Annotated in this window: 17 protein-coding genes and 1 riboswitch; of the genes, 15 read left to right on the top strand and 2 right to left on the bottom strand. The window is 41.2% G+C overall.

Translation table 11 applies throughout. The features are described from left to right. Positions 1 to 264: 264 nt before the first annotated feature. The 13 genes from MPH60_RS11285 to MPH60_RS11225 all read left to right on the top strand — a co-directional run bounded on the left by MPH60_RS11285 (position 265) and on the right by MPH60_RS11225 (position 12556). Positions 265 to 1419 (top strand): acyl-CoA dehydrogenase family protein, encoded by a 1155-nt coding sequence (locus MPH60_RS11285; RefSeq protein ID WP_241588769.1) that lies wholly within the window; start codon positions 265 to 267, stop codon positions 1417 to 1419. 169 nt (positions 1420 to 1588) lie between these two features. Beyond that, positions 1589 to 2389 carry a 1,4-dihydroxy-2-naphthoyl-CoA synthase gene (gene menB / locus MPH60_RS11280; protein ID WP_241589038.1) on the top strand — a complete coding sequence of 267 codons (801 nt, stop codon included), beginning with the start codon at positions 1589 to 1591 and terminating at the stop codon, positions 2387 to 2389. Between the two features lie 18 nt (positions 2390 to 2407). Continuing rightward, positions 2408 to 4051 carry an AMP-binding protein gene (locus MPH60_RS11275; RefSeq protein WP_241588768.1) on the top strand — a complete coding sequence of 548 codons (1644 nt, stop codon included), beginning with the start codon at positions 2408 to 2410 and terminating at the stop codon, positions 4049 to 4051. A 39-nt stretch (positions 4052 to 4090) separates the two neighbouring features. Continuing rightward, positions 4091 to 4837, top strand: a complete 747-nt coding sequence (locus MPH60_RS11270; protein WP_241588767.1) for an SDR family NAD(P)-dependent oxidoreductase — start codon at positions 4091 to 4093, stop codon at positions 4835 to 4837. Between the two features lie 135 nt (positions 4838 to 4972). Next, positions 4973 to 5102: riboswitch (TPP riboswitch) on the top strand. Between the two features lie 136 nt (positions 5103 to 5238). Then, positions 5239 to 5922, top strand: coding sequence for a thiaminase II (gene tenA / locus MPH60_RS11265; protein WP_241588766.1), 684 nt, complete (start codon positions 5239 to 5241; stop codon positions 5920 to 5922). Positions 5923 to 5936: 14 nt separating this feature from the next. Beyond that, positions 5937 to 6521: an ECF transporter S component gene (locus MPH60_RS11260; RefSeq protein ID WP_241588765.1), complete on the top strand. Its 585-nt coding sequence runs from the start codon at positions 5937 to 5939 to the stop codon at positions 6519 to 6521. A 12-nt stretch (positions 6522 to 6533) separates the two neighbouring features. Continuing rightward, positions 6534 to 7997, top strand: coding sequence for an ABC transporter ATP-binding protein (locus tag MPH60_RS11255; RefSeq protein WP_241588764.1), 1464 nt, complete (start codon positions 6534 to 6536; stop codon positions 7995 to 7997). Further along, the gene (locus MPH60_RS11250; RefSeq protein ID WP_241588763.1) at positions 7998 to 8774 is read left to right on the top strand and encodes an energy-coupling factor transporter transmembrane component T family protein; all 777 of its coding nucleotides are present in this window, start codon (positions 7998 to 8000) and stop codon (positions 8772 to 8774) included. It begins immediately after the preceding gene. A 40-nt stretch (positions 8775 to 8814) separates the two neighbouring features. Then, entirely contained in the window at positions 8815 to 9426 is a 612-nt protein-coding gene (gene tenI, locus MPH60_RS11245; RefSeq protein WP_241588762.1) for a thiazole tautomerase TenI, read from the top strand. A 1-nt stretch (position 9427) separates the two neighbouring features. Next, entirely contained in the window at positions 9428 to 10552 is a 1125-nt protein-coding gene (gene thiO, locus MPH60_RS11240) for a glycine oxidase ThiO (RefSeq protein WP_241588761.1), read from the top strand. Positions 10553 to 10566: 14 nt separating this feature from the next. Continuing rightward, on the top strand, positions 10567 to 10770 hold the full coding sequence (gene thiS, locus MPH60_RS11235) for a sulfur carrier protein ThiS (protein ID WP_101221892.1): 204 nt from the start codon (positions 10567 to 10569) through the stop codon (positions 10768 to 10770). A gap of 2 nt (positions 10771 to 10772) precedes the next feature. Further along, the gene (locus tag MPH60_RS11230; RefSeq protein WP_063233542.1) at positions 10773 to 11540 is read left to right on the top strand and encodes a thiazole synthase; all 768 of its coding nucleotides are present in this window, start codon (positions 10773 to 10775) and stop codon (positions 11538 to 11540) included. Beyond that, entirely contained in the window at positions 11537 to 12556 is a 1020-nt protein-coding gene (locus tag MPH60_RS11225; RefSeq protein ID WP_241588760.1) for a thiazole biosynthesis adenylyltransferase ThiF, read from the top strand. Before MPH60_RS11230 ends, MPH60_RS11225 begins: the two co-directional genes overlap by 4 nt. Positions 12557 to 12732: 176 nt before the next feature. Here MPH60_RS11225 and MPH60_RS11220 read toward each other — a convergent pair whose 3' ends face one another. Beyond that, positions 12733 to 12876, bottom strand: coding sequence for a small acid-soluble spore protein P (locus tag MPH60_RS11220; protein ID WP_230176398.1), 144 nt, complete (start codon positions 12874 to 12876; stop codon positions 12733 to 12735). Positions 12877 to 12989: 113 nt separating this feature from the next. Between MPH60_RS11220 and MPH60_RS11215 the strand changes: the two genes are divergently transcribed. Beyond that, entirely contained in the window at positions 12990 to 13253 is a 264-nt protein-coding gene (locus tag MPH60_RS11215) for a hypothetical protein (RefSeq protein ID WP_063593346.1), read from the top strand. A 139-nt stretch (positions 13254 to 13392) separates the two neighbouring features. On the opposite strand, the gene sspO is transcribed toward MPH60_RS11215, so the two are convergent. Further along, positions 13393 to 13545 carry a small acid-soluble spore protein O gene (gene sspO / locus MPH60_RS11210; protein ID WP_241588759.1) on the bottom strand — a complete coding sequence of 51 codons (153 nt, stop codon included), beginning with the start codon at positions 13543 to 13545 and terminating at the stop codon, positions 13393 to 13395. Between the two features lie 384 nt (positions 13546 to 13929). On the opposite strand from sspO, the gene acnA reads away from it, so the two are divergent. After that, entirely contained in the window at positions 13930 to 16641 is a 2712-nt protein-coding gene (gene acnA, locus MPH60_RS11205; RefSeq protein WP_241588758.1) for an aconitate hydratase AcnA, read from the top strand. The last annotated feature ends 154 nt before the right edge of the window (positions 16642 to 16795 follow it).

Raw genomic sequence — 16795 nt, 5'->3', positions numbered from 1 at the left:
TCCAATGAAATATAAACAGGGTAACCAATAGGGCACACTTATAAAGTGTGTATTTTTTTTGTGAAGTTTCGCAAGCTTGATTTGCAGAATTGCGAAAAACTGCAAACTTGCAAAAGTTTTAGTAAGCTATCGTCAAATTTGTAGCGAATTCAAGTTGGCACACAACTTGCAATGATAGTTTGTCATGGAAGAGATTTCTTGCTTTGTAAAATGACCAAAATGGAGGTATTGGATAAAAAAGTAAATAAATAAGGAGGTAATGATATGCTGAATTTTTCTTTTACTGATGAGCAAGATTATTTTCGTAAAACATTAAAAGAATTTGCTAAGGAAGAGTTGCTTCCACATTATACAAAATGGGATCGCGAAGAGATTACTCCAAAACATTTGTGGAAAAGGCTGGGTGATCTTGGCGTGAATGGTCTTCGGATTCCAGTGGAATATGGCGGAAGCGGTGCGGATTGTGTGACAACGGGGATAGCTGCTGAGGAGATAGGTCGTGGTGATTTCAATCTTACTTACGCGGTGATGTTGAATGCATTAATAGGTGAAATTATCAATAATCACGCTAGCGAGGAACTGAAAAAGGAGTGGCTTCCCAAAATTTCAAGTGGTGAAAAAATTGTGGGCATTGCCATTACGGAGCCATCCGCCGGTACGGATGCAGGCGGAATTAAAACAACAGCTGTACATATAGGAAATAAGTATGTGCTTAATGGAGAAAAGTCGGGAATTAGTGTAGCTATGTGTGGAGATGCATTTGTTTTATTTGCAAAGACGGAACCTGAATGGGGAAATCGAGGGATAAGTGCCTTCATGGTTCCTGCCGATACTCCAGGTGTTGAATGTAAAGGGTACACAGATATGGGGAATATCCCCATTGGAAGAGGTTCGATATATTTAAACGATGTCGAGATTCCGGAAGAGTATATGATCGGTCTTCAAAATAAAGGGTTTTCCCAAGTGATGAATGGGTTCGATTTAAGTCGGCTGTTAATAGGGCTGCAATGTGTGGGCACTGCTTCACAAAGTATCGATGAAACCATCGAATATGTGAAAATCAGACATTCATTTGGTAAACCGCTGGCGACATATCAAGGGGTCTCCTTCCCCATTGTGACCCACTATACCCAATTGGAACTGGTGAAGTGGCAAGCCTACCGAGGACTTTGGCTACGTGACCAAGGGCTGAATCATAGTAAAGAATCGGCTTCCGTTAAGTGGTTAGGTCCTAAATACAGTGTAGAAGCTATCCATGAATGTTTACTGTTGAATGGTCATTATGCTTATACGAAGGAAATGCCTCTTGAGCAACGCTTGCGTGATGTGATTGGGTTGGAAATTGGTGATGGCACTGCACAAGCCAATATGATGGTCATTGCAAAGGACATTATAGGAAAGGAGTTCCGTTCTCATTAAGCCAATGGATTAGTATTTTTACATTCAGTTTAAACGGAAAATATTACGAAGAAATCGAAATTATTTACAGTCGTATTAGGTACCGGTTCCGTTCGAAATTAACAGTGAATTATGTGATACAAGGCAAATCATCCTTTAGTAGACTAAGAGAATGAAGGGAATGAAATCGATGGAATTTACAGATGTAATCTATGAAAAAAAAGGTGGAATTGCAAAGATAACCATGAACAGACCTAAAGTTTACAATGCTTTCCGTGCCAGAACCATTCAGGAATTAATTTGGGCTTTCCGGGACGCTTGGGATGATAATCGTGTTGGTATAGTGATTCTGACTGGAGCAGGTGAGAAGGCATTTTGTGTAGGTGGAGATCAAAAAGAAAAGGGAGAAGAAGGAGGATATAATCATTCGGGTGGTTTAGGTGGTGGAATGGGACTGGAGATCGAAACGCTGCACCAAACGATCCGCAATATTCCTAAGCCGGTCATTGCAGCGGTTAATGGGTTTGCCATCGGGGGCGGGCATGTCCTTCATGTAATATGTGACCTAACCATTGCATCTGACACTGCAAAATTTGGCCAGAGCGGGCCAAAGGTCGGTAGCTATGATGCAGGTTTTGGTTCAGCTTATTTAGCACGAATTGTCGGAGAAAAGAAAGCGAGGGAAATCTGGTATTTGTGTGAACAATATTCTGCACAAGAAGCAAAAGAAATGGGACTTGTGAACAAAATCGTTGCCCAAGAACAATTGCACGAGGCAGCAGAAGAATGGGCAAGAAAGATTCTTGATAAGAGTCCTACTGCGCTAAAAATGCTCAAATATTCCTTTAATGCAGATAGTGCCAATATTCAAGGGATTTCACAACTTTCGATGGGCAGTTTAGCGATGTTTTACAATACACAAGAATCGGAAGAAGGAAAAAATGCCTTCCTAGAAAAGAGGCCTGTAGATTTTAAAAAATTCAGAGGTTGATGAGGGGGAAGATGACTAGTGAAATTGGAGACGATTTTGACTCAGCAATATGTGGAGAAATATCAAGACGTTTGGCCAAACCGAACCATCTTGGATTATTTGAATGATGCTATAGTCAAGCATCCAGATAAGATGGCGATTATCGATAAAAAAAGTAGTTATACTTACAAGCAGCTTGGTAAGTTGGTCGATCGAATCGCATTGGGTCTCTTGCATATAGGGTTGGGTAAGGGGGATGTTGTCTCTTTTCAACTGCCTAACTGGAATGAATTTATAATCTTACACTATGCTGTAACAAGAATCGGTGCCATTAGCAATCCCTTGATACCGATTTATCGAGATAGGGAAATTGGTTATATGGTTGGGATGGCAGAATCTAAAATGATAGTTGTGCCAGATTATTTCCGTGGGTTTTATTACCCTGACATGATTGAAAGACTAAGCCATCAATGGCCATCAATGAAACATATATATGTGATTGGGGACAATGCACCGAATGGGATGAAACTGTTCTCCTCATTATTTGAGGAACCTTGGGAAGATCGGATGGATTCATCCATTTTGGATGAAATCACACTTGACCCCAACGATGTGACTGAAATTATCTTTACCTCGGGAACTACAGGGAGTCCAAAAGGAGTTATGCATACACATAATACTTTATGTACATCAACGGATTATTGGATTGACCGCTTACATTTAACTTCCGATGATGTTCTTTTCATGGCGTCAACGTTCGCTCATCAAACAGGTTTTGGTTATGGAGTTAGGCTCCCTACACATATTGGAGGTACGGGAGTCTATCAGGACATTTGGAATCCGAGAGAGTTTATTGAATGGGTAGAGAAGGAAAAGATAACGTTTACGGCCGGAGCCACTCCTTTTTTGCAAGATACGGTCCAGATGGAAGGGATAGAAAGATTTGACCTTAATTCGCTGCGAGTCTTCGTAGCTTTAGGTGCCCCGATTCCCAGGCATTTAGTAAAGGAGGCCGTGAAAAAAGTACCGTTCAAGATATTGTCAGGATGGGGACAAACGGAAGATGGCTTGGTTACCTTGACGAGACTTGATGATCCAGAAGAAAAACTGACGAATACCGACGGAATCCCGTTTCCGGGAATGGAGTTAAAGATAGTGGATTTTGAAGGGGAGATCTGTGCCCCGAATATAGAAGGCTCTTTATTAGTAAGGGGTCCGGCTCTATTTGTCGGCTATTTTAAACGAATCGATGATACTTTAGCTGAGTATAGTGACGGATGGTTCATTACCGGTGATCGAGCATTCATTGATGAAGACGGATATATCCGGATTTCTGGAAGAAACAAAGACATAATCATACGTGGCGGTGAAAATATTCCTGTCGCTTATGTAGAAAATGTATTGTATGAACACCCGGATATTTCAAGTGCTCAGGTTATTGCGGTTCCAGATTCCCGTCTACAGGAAAAAGCATGTGCATGTATCAGCATGAAAACGGGGAAGAGCCCGATTACGATGGATTCACTGCAGGAATTTCTCTCGGAAAAGGGTTTGGCCAAACAATATTGGCCTGAATTTCTTGAAATAATGGATGACTTTCCTCGTACGGCAAGCGGGAAAATCCAGAAATTCCGGCTCCGGGAAATGATTAATGAAAAGATAATCGACAATCAGCTTAAATAAATCCATATTGACTAAATGGTGGAAGTGGAGGGAAATAAGATGATTAAAAGAATGGCATTCATCACAGGTGCTGGGAGCGGAATTGGCAGAGAAATTGCAAAAAAATTGGCTTCTCGCAATTTTAACATCATCGTGGCTGATATAAATCTTAAAAATGCAGAGGAAACGGTTTCTATAATTGAAAAGTCGGGTTTTGAAGCCAGAGCGGTTCATTGTGATGTAACGAAATTAGAAAGTGTTAAAAAAGCCGTTGAAGAATCAGTGAACCATTATCATAGAATAGATATATTGGTTAATAATGCAGGCTGGGATAAGGTGGAACCTTTTTTAAAAAGTGATCCTAGCACTTGGAAAAGGATTATTGATATTAATTTACTTGGGCAGATCCATACTTGCAAGGAAATTTTACCTCTCATGATTGAAAATGGTTACGGAAAGGTAGTAAATATTGCATCCGATGCAGCTAGAGTAGGATCAAGTGGAGAGGCAGTTTATTCGGCTGCAAAGGGAGGGGTGATTGCCTTCACAAAAACGATAGCAAGAGAAATGGCACGTCACAAACTCAACATCAATTGTATTGCGCCAGGTCCTGCCGATACGCCCCTATTTCAAGAAATAGGCTCTTATAATGAAGGTATAGCAGGCGCCTTGGAAAAAGCGATTCCATTCCGCCGGCTAGCACAACCAGAGGACATTGCTAGTGCTGTTGCCTATTTCGTTTCAGAAGATGCAGGGTATATTACGGGGCAAACACTTTCCGTAAATGGTGGATTAACAATGGTTTAAACGATCAAGGTAAGGGTGTTATGCAAGATTGAAAGGTTAGTAACCATAAATCAATAAGTTGAAAACTTTTTCTAATACGTTTGACAATTGAATTTATCGTGTTAATATAAAGGCAAATGAGATTTAATATACAATTTGTACCACTAGGGGTGCTTTATAGGTGAAAGTTGATTTTTACCGCAGAAGCTGAGATTAAAGTATGACTTTAAGACCCTTAGAACCTGATCTGGTTTATACCAGCGTAGGGAAGTGGGGTCTGGAACAATACGTTTCTGTATTATTTCAAGTACAACCACTTTCTTTACGTTTAAGAAAGTGGTTTTTTGTTTGCAAAAAAAGGGGTGACAAAAGGTTTTTTTTTCGTAATATTTCTTAAAAAATATCATTTGGAGGTAATGGACATGAAGTTTTCAGAGGAAATTCGTCAGGAAGCTGATCATATTTGGGAAGCTAGTTTTAATCACCCGTTTGTTGCAGGAATAGGAGATGGCACATTGCCATTGGAGAGTTTTCGTTTTTATGTCATGCAAGATGCCTATTATTTATCTCATTTTGCTAGAGTTCAAGCTTTAGGGGCAGTTAAAGCTACGGATTTACATACAACAAGCAGGCTTGCCGGCCATGCACAAGGAACATATGAAGCGGAGTTGAAGCTTCATGAGAATTTTTCTGAGAGGTTAGGCATCACTAAAGAAGAACGGGATAATTTCAAACCTGCCCCGACTGCTTATGCTTATACTTCCCATATGTATCGTGCGGCTTATTCGGGGCATTTAGGGGATGTAATTGCAGCTATCTTGCCGTGTTACTGGCTGTATTACGAAATAGGTGAAAGACTGCAAGGGTGCATGCCCGAAGAGCCGATTTATCAAGAATGGATAGCGGCTTACGGAGGGGAGTGGTTCCGCACGTTGGTGGAAGAACAAATTGCGAGGCTTGATGAGATTGCTGAAAAAGTGACTGACGAAGATAAGGAAAGAATGAAAGAGCATTTTATCCTCAGCAGCCAATATGAATACTCATTTTGGGAAATGGCTTATCGTTTAGAGACATGGCCTGTGCATAAGGAAACACTAGAAGTATAAAGGGGAATGAAACAATGAAAAAAGGATTGAAATTAACGGACATATTGGTAACGATCGTGATTGCGGTAGCATTTGGAATCGTTTATATCCTTTGGGGTTCGATTTATTATTCCGTTAAACCGTTAGGATTACATCTGGATCAACTTATTTATGGAATGTGGTTTATAGCCGGCCCCGTCGCCTTTTTAATTTTACGGAAACCGGGTGTGGCACTTTTGGCGGAGATAGCAGCAGCTTCCGGGGAGTTCTTTCTTGGTTCACCATGGGGGCTGACCGTACTTTTATATGGGGTGGTACAAGGTTTGTTCGCGGAACTGATGTTCATGGCGTTCAAATATAAAAAATTCAATATGCCGGTGGCCGTTTTAGCTGCGATAGCTTCCTGCCTGGCATCAGTTATCATGGATTTTGCATACGGGGAAATAGGTGCGCTTTCTACTTGGAATCTATCGTTATTCATGATAGCGAGGTTTGTGGGTTCCATATTCTTTGCAGGTGTTACCGCTTATTATCTAGTTAAAGTCCTGGAAGCAACAGGAGTAACTAATCTTGTGCGTCCGGTTTCAAATAAAGATTATGCAGAACTGGATCAAAAGTAGAGGTTGAGGGCCATGGAACCAATCGTTTCTGTTGAAAAGTTAAGAATGAAATTTCCAGGTGATGAATCTTTGATATTCAAGGACCTATCACTATCGTTTGATCAAGGAGAAAAAGTGCTATTGTTGGGTCCGTCAGGATGTGGTAAGTCGACTCTTTTACAAGTGTTAAGCGGATTGATTCCGAATTCCATCGAAGTACCGATGAAAACGGATAAATTGAAATGCCCTTCTTCATGGGGGTATGTTTTTCAAGACCCTGATAGTCAGTTTTGCATGACATTTGCCGATGAGGAAATTGCCTTCGTCCTTGAGAATCTTTCCGTCCCGAAAGAAGAAATGAAAGAGAAGATTCAAAATCATTTCCGTAAAGTAGGATTGAACCTGGGCCATACAAGTATTGAAACATTATCAGGCGGGATGAAACAGCGTCTGGCAATCGCTTCAGTATTGGCCCTTGAACCAGAAGTGATATTTTTAGATGAACCAACCGCCATGCTTGATCCCGAAGGAACGAAAGAAATCTGGGAATTGTTAAAGGAAGTCGGAAGAGACAAAACGGTTATTATCGTCGAGCATAAAATTGACCATGTTTTAGAATTCATCGAAAGAATCGTGCTTTTTAACGATGACGGTCAAATCATAGCTGATGGTCCAAGAGACACCATTCTTTCACTTTATAAAAATGAAATGAAAGAACATGGAATTTGGTTCCCGGGTGTTTGGGATGAATATCTACAGAAGTATGCACCGATTCGGGAACACCCCTTTATAGATGACTCACCCCTTATGGATGTGCAAGGCTTTAGCGGTTTTCGGAATAAAGAGGAAAAAATCAAGGTTGAAGAGCTGATGATACATTCAGGGGAATGGATTGTAGTCAGGGGTGAAAATGGCGCGGGGAAGAGTACGCTTTTGCATGCATTGATGCAGTTCATAAAAACCAATGGTAAGTATGAATTATTGGGAACACCCATTAAAAGGGTGAAAAATCCAACAGATCATATGACGTTTGTCTTTCAAAATCCTGAGTTTCAGTTCGTTGCAAATACTGTATATGAAGAGATTGCTTATTCATTGCGAATTGATAAAAGGCCGCAACAAGAAATAGATGAGAGAGTCCGTTCATTGCTTAAAGTGTTCCGCCTGGAGGCACATCGGGATAAACATCCGTTTCAATTATCAATGGGTCAAAAGCGTCGATTAAGCGTAGCCGCCTCAATCGTAATAGACAAAAAAATCATTCTCCTGGATGAACCAACCTTTGGCCAAGATTCGAAAAATACCTTTGCATTACTGGAATGGTTTGAGGAATATCGAAGGCGCGGAATAACAGTGATCATGGTGACTCATGACGATCATATTTCAAGAAACTTTGCAACTAGGATCTGGACGGTTAAGGACGGAAACGTAATATGTGATGAAAACATTGCGCAATCAGGATTTGTGGAGACCAAAGATAAAAGGAGTGTCATGTAGATGAATGATTCAAATGCAGAAACATGGCTCCATAAAATTAATCCAAGCCTTAAACTTGGTGTACTGATTGTGTTATGCATCTTGGCGTTATTCATTCATGACCTGAATTATATGATGAATATCACCATTGGCGTATTATTTTTATTTTTGTTTTTTACCGGACATTCGATAAAACGCATCTTACTTTTGTCGATTCCCTTTTGTTTCATTTTTATATCCACCTCTTCTGCAATGATACTATTCGGGCAAGGTGAGACGCTTTGGTTTGAGTGGGGCCTTATATCGATTACGGAAGAAAGTTTCATGAGGGGATTATTGGTAGGCTTTCGAGCTTTGTTCTTTGGGGTCCTTGGTTTAACTTTTTCCTTAACGACGAGACCAGTGAACCTGTTTTATTCGTTAATGCAGCAAGTTAAGCTTAAACCGAAATATGCCTATAGTTTCATGGCGGCATTAAGGCTGATTCCCATCATGATGGAGGAGTTCCAAACGATACGCAACGCGATGAAGGTACGCGGCTTTGAAAGGGGAAAAGGGATAAAAGCGGTATATTTTAAAATGAAAGCCTATTCCATCCCGTTGTTATCCGGAAGCATCAGACGTGCTCACCGTATCGCGGTTGCGATGGAGGCAAAGCGATTTACAGATACACGGGATCGAACGTTCTATTATGAATTCGGTTTTTCAAAAAAGGACCATGGTTTCATTTTGTATTTTATCATCTTGTTGTTGGCCGGCTTTTATCTGTCGATACAATTCCCGTTAGTTTCTATTTGATTTTATGAGATTGTAACTTTACTTGTTAGGGGTCCTTAGTATGAATGCACATGAATTGCATATTATTTCTACTGGGAAACAGCCAATTGAAAAGTTTGTGGAAATCGCTTCAAACATTCAGGAACATGTTGATTTCTTTCATCTAAGGGAAAAGCATATGAGTGCATCGGAACTTTATCGAGCAGTGACCTTACTACATGATAATAAGATTCCGCTTTCTAAGATCATCCTTAATGACCGGGTGGATGTAGCTTGGGTACACAAAGTATTTGGTGTGCAATTGGCTTTTCATAGTTTAGATGCGGGAGTTGTAAAAGGAGCTTTTCCAGGGATGAATGTCGGCTGTTCGATCCATTCCATGGATGAAGCGAATGCCGCATTCAGCAAAGGGGCCGATTACGCGATTTATGGACATGTTTTTGAAACGAATTCAAAAATAGGCCTTCCTCCTAGGGGAGTTGAGGAGCTTCATGCAATCTCAAGAAATGTCAATCTTCCGATAATTGCGATAGGCGGAATAACCCCTTTCAATTGCCAAGTCGTGCTTGATGCGGGGGCACGTGGAATTGCGGTCATGTCAGGTGTCCTTGAAGCTGAAAATCCGATTGAAGCCGTTAAAGAATATTCGAAGTCTTTGGGAAAGGAGACATAAGATGAATACCATATATGATGCAATCATTGTTGGGGGAGGAGTAATAGGTGGATCCATTGCTTTTCAATTAGCCAAACGAGGTAAAAAGGTCCTCTTATTGGAAAAAGATAGACTGGCCAGCAAAGCATCTAGTGCTGCAGCCGGGATGTTAGGGGCACAAAGTGAGTTAGATGCTGATAATCCGCTTTTTACATTGGCAAGCCGAAGCAGGGAGATGTTTCCTGCACTGTCGGAAGAATTAAAGGACATAAGTGGAATAGACATCGAATTAGTGAACAAGGGCATGTTTAAGGTGGCACTAACGAATGATCAGGTAGCCGAGTTGAAAAACATGATCAGAGTCCAGCAAGATGCGGGACTTGAGGCTGAGTGGCTATCGACTGCCGAAATAAGGAAAACGGAACCGCTTCTATCAGATGAGATTAAGGGAGCCATGTTCATTCCGAAGGATGGACAAGTTTCAGCCACTAGGCTGTCACTCGCTTTTACTGAATCTGCCGCTGCCCTTGGTGTAGATATAAAGGAATTTGTTCATGTCTCCGACTTAGTTACGGAAAACGGATGTGTAACGGGAGTGGACACGAACATAGGTAGATTTTCAAGTGAAAATGTCATCGTGGCAGGTGGAGCCTGGAGTACTTTCCTCCTTGAAAAATCAGGGGTGAATCTCGACAGTTATCCTGTAAAGGGAGAGTGCTTTTCCGTCCTGACCGATCGTCCATTGCTTGGAAAAACGATCTTCTCGCATGGCTGTTATCTTGTGCCCAAAGTTGGCGGAAGAATCATTGTCGGGGCAACGGTTAAGGCGGGCACTTTCGATCAAAAGGTAAGTCTTGACGGGATTTCTACTTTAATAGAAAGAGCAACGCAATTGCTTCCGGCGATTAAAGGAACCGAATTGGAAAAGACATGGGCAGGTATACGCCCACAAACTGGGGACGGCTTGCCGTACTTTGGTGAACATCCGGCATGCAAAGGACTTTTCATTGCAACGGGGCACTACAGGAATGGCATCCTGCTTTCCCCAATTACAGGTGTACTTATAGCGGATATTTTGGAAAGGAAGATAAATCCCGAATGGTCCGCTTTTCGATTGGACCGTTCGATACAGACCCTTTTATCTTAATGGAGGTGGTTGAATTGGAATTGGTCATTAACGGCGAAAAAATACGGATTCCTGCTGATGAATCAACAGTTACAGGACTTTTGCAACACTTTAATTTACATCAAAAAGTAGTGATTGTTGAATTGAATGATGAAATATTAGCAAAAGAAAGTTTAAGTGAAACACTTTTGTCTAATGGAGACAAGGTAGAGATTGTACATTTTGTAGGAGGCGGATGATTATGTTAAAGATTGGTTCTTATGAATTTTCTTCAAGATTATTGTTAGGTACTGGAAAATATCCAAATTTCGATGTTCAAAAGCAATCAGTGGAGGTTTCGGAGACGGAAATATTAACATTTGCGGTCCGGAGGATGAATATTTTTGAAGCAAGTCAGCCCAATTTTTTAGAAAAGCTTGATTTGAAAAAATACACACTCCTTCCCAATACAGCAGGAGCTAAAACTGCCAAGGAAGCAGTGCGAATAGCCCACCTTGCAAAGGCATCTGGATTATGTGACATGATTAAGGTAGAAGTTATTGGCTGCCAAAAAACACTGCTGCCTGATCCGATTGAAACATTGAAAGCAGCTGAAGAATTAGTGAAATTGGGATTCACCGTATTACCCTATACTTCGGATGATGTGCTGCTCGCTAAACGCCTGGAAGAAGTGGGGTGCCATGCAATCATGCCTGGTGCTTCACCAATTGGCTCTGGTCAAGGCATTATTAACCCATTGAACTTACGATTCATCATGGAACAATCAGAGGTTCCAGTAATTGTTGATGCAGGGATTGGGACGCCCTCCGATGCGGCAATCGCCATGGAATTAGGGGCGGATGGAGTATTGCTTAACACTGCTGTTTCGGGAGCAAAAGACCCAGTCAAAATGGCGAAAGCAATGAAACTTGCCATTGAGGCAGGTCGATTAGGATATGAAGCAGGAAGAATCGAAAAAAATGATTATGCGATAGCAAGCAGCCCAGTTGAAGGATTGAGCATTGGATGAATGAACGTTATTCACGTCAAGAACTTTTTGGCCCTATAGGAGAAGAAGGGCAATTGAAAATTCGCAAAAAACACGTTTTGGTGATTGGAGCAGGTGCTCTCGGTACGGGAACTGCGGAAGGTCTTGTACGAGCCGGAATTGGGAAACTTACCATTGTGGACAGAGATTATGTAGAATGGAGCAATCTTCAAAGACAGCAGCTTTATTGTGAAGATGATGCACAAAAAAGAATACCGAAAGCAGTGGCAGCGAAGAATCGTTTAAAAGCGCTAAATTCGGACGTTATCGTTAAATCGCATGTGGCGGATGTTTCGGTTGATGAACTGGCGAAGCTGGTTGAAGGCGTGGATTTAATATTGGATGCCACAGATAATTTCGATACCAGGATGCTTATAAACGATACTGCGCAAAAATATAAAACACCTTGGATTTACGGGGCCTGTGTAGGGAGTTATGGGATAAGTTACACAATGATCCCAGAGGAGACCCCATGTTTGAATTGTTTGCTGGAAACGGTTCCAATGGGGGGACTGACATGTGATACGGCGGGAATCATCAGCCCTGCTGTTCAAATGGTCGTTGCCCATCAACTGACGGAAGCATTGAAAATCCTTGTCGAAGATCATGCATCGCTAAGAAATAAAATCGTCTCGTTTGATCTTTGGAAAAATGAACATACATCCATAAATGTAGCGCAATTAAAAAAAAATACATGTTTGTCATGCGGGGCAAATCGAACGTATCCACACCTCTCATATACAAATCGAACAAAAACAGCCGTTTTATGCGGAAGGGATTCTGTCCAGATTCGGCCGGCAATGAAGCTTGAACGAGACTTAGCGGAACTTGAAAAAAATCTTCTCGCACAAGGTGGTAAGATCGTCAGGAATCCTTATTTACTTTCATTTACTACCGGAAACCATCGGTTGGTCGTTTTTAAAGATGGAAGGGCGTTGATTCATGGAACAAAAGATATTGCAGAGGCTAAAACGTTATATCATCGTTATATTGGCTGAAATGAATGGCGAACTTGAATTGAAACCGTGAAAGAGTGCCCAAAAAAGACGCCCTTATAATAGGAAGGAATCGAACATTTTCCATGAGACTTATTTGCTGCACAAATATAAAACGAAAGCGGTGTCTGCCTTTTTGGGGCGGCACCGCTTTGTTTTGGAACGTTTATTTAAGCAGCCTACATATCATGACTGCTATTATGCTTCTGACGGGAGTGCTGTCGGTTTTTCACCTTATGAGAACCGCTTAACGGTGCAGGTTGACCTGAGTTATTTCCTTTAGGTGCATTTTTCCGAATATCTTTACCATCGTTTTTGTTCATGTGCGATCCCTCCTATCTCTTAAGATAATCAGTCCGTGAAATTTTATTCACATACATATATTTGCAAACCTCGTACATGCTATGGATGGACACTAAATAAGGAGCTGAACCAAATGCAGGATAAACAAGATAAGCGAAGGACTTTCCAGGAAGCCCAGCAAAGTTATCAGCAAGTATTTGATGTATACTCATCCATTGAGAAGAACGCACCGAATTACGGAACGGAATTGAAACATGTGAAGCAGGAAGTGAACGAGGCCTATCAGCAAATACAATCTGCTTTAGTCACCGCTTCCGAACATCAGAAAGAACAATTGAAAAAATTCGAACAGGATATTCAGGCAATCGTCAATGAGGTCAATTCAGAGGACTATTGAGTGACAGGTTCCATCATCGTGGGTTCATGCACTTTACTTATGCGTTTCCTGATTTTAGAATGGAATAGGCTTTTTGAAAAATGCAGTCAACTGCCATTTCAAAAAGCCTATCCTGTTTAAAGCCTAGAAATGAGGGAAATCATTGGTTTTTCTTTCTTTTTTTATTGTTTTGCCTTTGCATTTCCGATAATGGCGGTTCATTTCCCATTTCATCATTGTATCCGGCTCCATTACCTTGCGCTTTTGCAGCATTCATACCCGGTATAACATGATTTGCCTTTTGTTTTGTCATTTCGACACCTCCACCCATAGAATGCGATAATGTCGAATGATTATGTATGAAGTACTAATATGTTTTGCTGGAATAATTTATCAGGCCGTAAATAGGCGTATTTCAATAAAAATCATATCAGCAAGGCTTCCTAAATGCACTTTAATATATGGGGGAATTTTTTCTATAAGAGAAACTTATCAAAAACAATAACTTTCTTGTTATTTACTTATACTCATTTCTATATTAGTATTAAGTTGAAGGAAGAGTTAGGGTGGGAGAAGAGAGAGAAAATTCGACAATCTAACTTTTTTACTTATATTTATAGTAAACATGGTTTCAGTGAACCAGGTTTTACTTTTATGTGCAGAATACGTTCTGACAGTTTAATAGGGGGTAATATTCATGACGAAAAATGACGTATACCAAGCGCGTAAGTCCTTTGAAATTGAAGGGAAACGCTACAACTACTACAGCCTAGACGCTATTGAAAAAGCAGGGGATGGCAAAGTATCACGCCTTCCATACTCCATTAAAGTATTACTTGAAGCGGTACTTCGCCAAGTAGACGGAAGAGTAATCACTAAAGAACACGTTGCGAACCTTGCTAAATGGGGAACAAGCGAGCAACAAGATATAGATGTTCCGTTCAAGCCATCACGTGTAATCCTACAAGATTTCACTGGTGTTCCAGTTGTTGTTGATTTAGCTTCTTTACGTAATGCTTTCGCAGCTCTTGGTGGAGATCCTGACAAAATCAACCCGGAAATCCCGGTTGACCTTGTAATTGACCACTCTGTACAAGTTGATAAAGCAGGTACGATGGATTCCCTTGATGCCAATATGGATCTTGAATTCGAACGTAATGCAGAGCGTTACCAGTTCCTAAGCTGGGCTCAAAAATCATTCAACAACTATCGTGCAGTTCCACCGGCAACGGGTATCGTTCACCAAGTTAACTTAGAGTACCTTGCGAACGTTGTTCATGCTGTTGAAACTCCAAACGGCGACTTCGAAGTATTCCCTGATTCTGTTTTCGGTACAGATTCACATACTACAATGATCAACGGTATTGGTGTTCTTGGTTGGGGTGTCGGCGGTATCGAAGCAGAAGCAGGAATGCTTGGACAGCCATCTTACTTCCCAGTTCCAAAAGTGGTTGGTGTTAAACTGACTGGTCAACTTCCTAAAGGTACAACAGCTACTGACCTTGCATTGAAAGTAACACAAGTTCTTCGTGCACACGGCGTAGTTGGTAAATTCGTTGAGTTCTACGGCCCAGGAGTAGGATACCTTCCACTTGCTGACCGTGCAACAATCGCTAACATGGCTCCTGAATACGGTGCTACAGTTGGTTTCTTCCCTGTTGATGCAGAAGCGATCGATTACATGCGCTTAACAGGCCGTGATGAAAAACAAATTAAAGTGGTTGAATCATACTGCAAAGAAAATGGATTGTTCTACTCTCCTGAAAACGAAGATCCAGCATACAATGATGTTGTGGAAATCGACCTTTCAGCAATTGAACCAAACCTTTCAGGCCCTAAACGCCCGCAAGATTTGATTCCACTTTCTCAAATGAAAAAATCTTTCCATGACGCTATCAATGCACCTATGGGCAACCAAGGTTTTGGCATGGACAATTCTGAATTGGATAAAGAAGTAACTGTTAAATTTGCCGATGGCAAAGAAACGGTAATGAAAACAGGTGCGATTGCAATTGCTGCAATCACAAGCTGTACGAACACTTCTAACCCGTACGTAATGCTTGGAGCAGGTCTTATTGCTAAAAAAGCAGTTGAAAAAGGCTTGACTGTTCCGGATTATGTAAAAACATCATTGGCACCAGGTTCTAAAGTTGTTACTGGTTACCTTCGTGATGCAGGTCTTCAACCATACCTTGATCAATTAGGATTCAACGTAGTTGGTTACGGCTGTACAACATGTATCGGTAACTCAGGTCCATTGGCTGACGAAATCGAAGCAGCAGTTGCTGAAGCAGATCTTCTAGTAACTTCAGTACTTTCAGGTAACCGTAACTTTGAAGGTCGTATTCACCCACTAGTGAAAGCAAACTATCTTGCTTCACCTACTTTGGTTGTTGCATATGCTCTTGCTGGAACTGTGGACTTCGATCTTAACAATGATTCTCTTGGTAAAGACAAAGATGGTAACGATGTATATCTTGCTGATATCTGGCCATCACAAGAAGAAGTTAACGCTGCTGTTAAATCAACAGTTACACCGGAATTATTCCGTAAAGAATACGAAACAGTATTCAACGATAACAAACGTTGGAATGAAATCCAAACAAGCAACGAAGCGATTTATGCTTTCGATTCTAAATCAACATACATTCAAAATCCTCCATTCTTTGAAGGATTATCACCAGAACCGGGTTCAGTTAACCCACTTTCCGGCTTGCGTGTAGTTGGTAAATTCGGTGACTCAGTTACAACTGACCACATTTCTCCTGCAGGTGCAATCGGTAAAGATACACCAGCTGGTATCTATCTTCGTGAAAACGGTGTGAAACCGCGTGACTTTAACTCTTACGGTTCTCGTCGTGGTAACCATGAAGCGATGATGCGCGGAACGTTCGCAAACATCCGTATCCGTAACCAAGTTGCTCCAGGTACAGAAGGTGGATACACAACTTACTGGCCAACAGGCGATGTAATGGCTATCTATGATGCTTGTATGAAATACAAAGCTGATGGAACAGGTCTTGCAGTCATCGCAGGTAAAGACTATGGTATGGGAAGCTCTCGTGACTGGGCTGCGAAAGGTACTAACCTTCTTGGCATCAAAACAGTCATCGCTGAAAGCTTTGAACGTATTCACCGTTCAAACCTTGCATTAATGGGTGTTCTTCCACTTCAATTCAAAGAAGGCGAAAACGCTGAGACACTTGGATTGACTGGTAAAGAAGCGATCGCAGTTAAAATCGACGAAACAGTTAAACCGCGTGATATCGTAACAGTTACAGCTACTGATGAAGCTGGAAACGTAAAAGAATTTGATGTACTTGTTCGTTTCGATTCCGAAATCGAAATCGACTACTACCGTCACGGTGGTATCCTTCAAATGGTATTACGTAATAAATTAAAAGGCTAATTTCAGCTTTTAGGAAGCGGTAAACCTATTTATCAGGTTTACCGCTTTTTTTGTGTCAAGTTTATGAAACAATGTGACATCATGTTATGATTTAAAGGAATTGTACTTTTCCGGAGGTCCTTTTATTGTTAAGATGGAATAGGGAAGTTGTTCT

Origin of the sequence: Peribacillus sp. Aquil_B1 (assembly GCF_022603275.1) — a bacterium.
Classification (GTDB): domain Bacteria; phylum Bacillota; class Bacilli; order Bacillales; family DSM-1321; genus Peribacillus.
Note: the sequence above shows the minus strand (reverse complement) of the source record. Positions and strands in the feature narration are given on the sequence as shown.

Bases quoted from the DNA above. Each gene is read 5' to 3' on its own strand.
- MPH60_RS11285 (WP_241588769.1), top strand. From the start codon at position 265: ATGCTGAATTTTTCTTTTACTGATGAGCAAGATTATTTTCGTAAAACA.
- menB (WP_241589038.1), top strand. From the start codon at position 1,589: ATGGAATTTACAGATGTAATCTATGAAAAAAAAGGTGGAATTGCAAAG.
- MPH60_RS11270 (WP_241588767.1), top strand. From the start codon at position 4,091: ATGATTAAAAGAATGGCATTCATCACAGGTGCTGGGAGCGGAATTGGC.
- tenA (WP_241588766.1), top strand. From the start codon at position 5,239: ATGAAGTTTTCAGAGGAAATTCGTCAGGAAGCTGATCATATTTGGGAA.
- MPH60_RS11260 (WP_241588765.1), top strand. From the start codon at position 5,937: ATGAAAAAAGGATTGAAATTAACGGACATATTGGTAACGATCGTGATT.
- MPH60_RS11255 (WP_241588764.1), top strand. From the start codon at position 6,534: ATGGAACCAATCGTTTCTGTTGAAAAGTTAAGAATGAAATTTCCAGGT.
- MPH60_RS11250 (WP_241588763.1), top strand. From the start codon at position 7,998: ATGAATGATTCAAATGCAGAAACATGGCTCCATAAAATTAATCCAAGC.
- tenI (WP_241588762.1), top strand. From the start codon at position 8,815: ATGAATGCACATGAATTGCATATTATTTCTACTGGGAAACAGCCAATT.
- thiO (WP_241588761.1), top strand. From the start codon at position 9,428: ATGAATACCATATATGATGCAATCATTGTTGGGGGAGGAGTAATAGGT.
- MPH60_RS11230 (WP_063233542.1), top strand. From the start codon at position 10,773: ATGTTAAAGATTGGTTCTTATGAATTTTCTTCAAGATTATTGTTAGGT.
- MPH60_RS11225 (WP_241588760.1), top strand. From the start codon at position 11,537: ATGAATGAACGTTATTCACGTCAAGAACTTTTTGGCCCTATAGGAGAA.
- MPH60_RS11220 (WP_230176398.1), bottom strand. From the start codon at position 12,876: ATGAACAAAAACGATGGTAAAGATATTCGGAAAAATGCACCTAAAGGA.
- MPH60_RS11215 (WP_063593346.1), top strand. From the start codon at position 12,990: ATGCAGGATAAACAAGATAAGCGAAGGACTTTCCAGGAAGCCCAGCAA.
- sspO (WP_241588759.1), bottom strand. From the start codon at position 13,545: ATGACAAAACAAAAGGCAAATCATGTTATACCGGGTATGAATGCTGCA.
- acnA (WP_241588758.1), top strand. From the start codon at position 13,930: ATGACGAAAAATGACGTATACCAAGCGCGTAAGTCCTTTGAAATTGAA.